This is a genomic window from Flavobacterium sp. (genome assembly GCF_043722275.1).
Lineage (GTDB): Bacteria > Bacteroidota > Bacteroidia > Flavobacteriales > Flavobacteriaceae > Flavobacterium.
The window spans coordinates 1-1,981 of record NZ_JAYSPC010000183.1; the positions used below are offsets into that span (position 1 = coordinate 1).

Here is a 1,981-nt window from a genome sequence, read left to right on the forward strand (position 1 = left end):
AAAACATAAACCAACTGATTTTAGGTGTTTAAAAACTATTTTTAAAGATGAGTTTCAAGGTTCAACAGGTGTAATTAATAATTTAGAATTAATCAATAAAAAATACATAAACCAAAGTAATAAGAGGCATTTTATTCAAGATAATGAAATTTTGATAAGTTCTGACGATGTCAAATTTGCTATTTCAACTGTATGGAGGTTTGATAATGTGCAACATATTTTGAAATTGGCAAAAAGAGAAGGTTTCCAAATAGATGAAATGCTGTGTTCAACTCATAAGTGCAACAAACTTATTATTTAGAGTTTCAATAGGACTAAGGTAATTGAATTTTCTAATGGGTCTGTTATTAATTGATAATTCTACTTGTTTAATTCTTTCATTGGTTACAATTCGTAAATCAGTTTTCTTTGGAAAAAATCTTCTAATTACACCGATTCTATTTTCTACAGTTCCTTTTTCTTGCGAGGTGTATGGTGTTGTAAAATAGGTTTTTAGATTAAATATTTTTGCGATTTCAGTATGTCCAGCAAACTCTTTTCCGTTGTCAAAAGTGATTGTTTTGACGTAGCTGGAGTTAAATCTAGAAAGCCTTTCAATTATTTTCTGTGTGACTTCTAATGATGTTTTTCCCTGCAACTTATCTATCATGGTAATTAATGTAGTTCTATCTGTAAGGACTAGCAATGCTGATTTATGGTCTTTTCCCATCATTAAATCGGCTTCTAAATCTCCGATTCTTTTTCTTTGTTCAATAACAGCTGGCCTCTCACTTATATGTTTACGATTCAGAATTGCTCCTCGAGTGTCTTTTATATTCCCTCTTTTTTGTCTCCTTTTACCATGTTTCAATTCTTGGTAAAGTGTCTTAAAAGGTTTATTCTCTATCCTGTTGGTGTGCTTAGATTCCCATATCCATTTGTAAATTGTTTCATGACTAACTATTGCTTTACCTTCTAATTTCCAACGTTCTGAAATTAACTCCGGACTCCATTTGTCCAAGGTCATTTTATCGAAGATAGCTTGCTTCAAATCAGGTGTTAATAAAACTATTTTATACTTTTCTTTATGACGATTACTTGTTTTTCGCTGTGCGTTTAAAGCACAGTATTCTCCAGAACCCCTTCCTCTTTTTGGTATAGATCGTTTTAGTTCTCTACCAATAGTACTGCGATGAACACCTAACTGATCTGCAATTTTCGTTTGATTAAAACCAGCTTGTATTAGAGCTTCGATTTGGTATCTTTGTTCCACGGTTAATTGTTTATATTTTTTCATGCAAGACAAATTTAGGCTTTTGACCTTAAACACTTGGGGGATAACTCCAAGTGTTTTTAATTTATCTGTTGCACTTATAACTTGAACTTACAATTATTTAACAATTGATAAATTTATACTTTTACTGAGAAGTTAACACTTTAAACCTATATTTGAGTTTAAATTTCAATACAGTATGAGTATAAAAAAATTTGAAGAAGAGGCAACAAAAAGTCTTTTAGAAAAAGAATTAATAACCCCTGAACAATATGATCAAGTAGAGGCCTATCGAAATTTAAATTTTTTTTCATTACATACTGAGCTAAAATTATTCATGTACGCATCTGTATTAATGTTTACCTCAGGTATCGGTATTTTAATTTATAAAAATATTGATAGCATTGGGCATGTCGCTATATTGGCTTTATTACTTTTGGTTACCGTTTTTTGTTTTTACTTCTGTTTTAAAAACGCCTCTGGGTTTAAAAAACAACAAACTCAATTTGAAAATCCTATTTTTGATTACCTGATTTTAGCAGCAGTATTATTAAGTTGCATTTTTGTTGGCTATCTGCAATTTCAATACGCTGTTTTTGGTACTCAATACGGCTTAGCAACTGTTGTTCCTACAGTAATAGCTTTCTTTTGTGCCTATTATTTTGATAATAAAAGTGTCTTATCAATAGCAATCACTGGTTTAGCAGCATACATTGGTTTATCCGTTTC

Annotated in this window: 3 protein-coding genes; 2 read left to right on the forward strand and 1 reads right to left on the reverse strand. The window is 30.7% G+C overall.

From position 1 onward, the window contains the following. The coding region (locus tag ACHZDT_RS21370; RefSeq protein ID WP_394776728.1) for a hypothetical protein at positions 1 to 301 on the forward strand (301 nt) is incomplete at its 5' end. Here the strand turns inward: ACHZDT_RS21370 and ACHZDT_RS21375 are convergent. Then, a complete protein-coding gene (locus tag ACHZDT_RS21375) occupies positions 269 to 1,276 on the reverse strand; it encodes an IS30 family transposase (protein WP_394776729.1) in 1,008 nt (335 codons plus the stop codon). The genes ACHZDT_RS21370 and ACHZDT_RS21375 overlap by 33 nt on opposite strands. A gap of 175 nt (positions 1,277 to 1,451) precedes the next feature. Between ACHZDT_RS21375 and ACHZDT_RS21380 the strand changes: the two genes are divergently transcribed. Then, a partial coding sequence (locus ACHZDT_RS21380; RefSeq protein ID WP_394776730.1) for a DUF2157 domain-containing protein occupies positions 1,452 to 1,981 on the forward strand: 530 nt, incomplete at its 3' end.

Bases quoted from the DNA above. Each gene is read 5' to 3' on its own strand.
- ACHZDT_RS21375 (WP_394776729.1), bottom strand. From the start codon at position 1,276: ATGAAAAAATATAAACAATTAACCGTGGAACAAAGATACCAAATCGAA.